Below are 335 nucleotides of genomic sequence, written 5' to 3' on the forward strand. Positions count from 1 at the left end.
AATAAATTTTTGTCTTTTAAACGTAATTTACGGAACTTGGTTAGAGAACTTGGCTCCATCACGGATTCTTCTGGAGCCATACCAAGAAAATATTTAAAGGACATGTCATATTTGGAACGCTCTACAATGTCCACATCAGATAAATCATAGATTGTTTTTAGAAGTAAATATTTAAACATACGGATTGGATCAATGGCATTCCTACCATTTGTATGACAGTATTTATCGTTTAATTCATCATATATAAAAGAAAAATCTACTAACTCATTAAGCTTTCGTAAAACATTATCCTTAGGTACAACCAGATCATAAATTTCCGAATATGCACTTAATAT

1 protein-coding gene is annotated in these 335 nt (G+C 30.4%); it reads right to left on the reverse strand.

From position 1 onward, the window contains the following. The coding region (locus JUJ52_RS23215; RefSeq protein ID WP_228089270.1) for a transposase at positions 1-335 on the reverse strand (335 nt) is incomplete at its 3' end.

This window comes from Virgibacillus sp. AGTR (assembly GCF_016919725.2).
Lineage (GTDB): Bacteria > Bacillota > Bacilli > Bacillales > Amphibacillaceae > Virgibacillus > Virgibacillus salarius.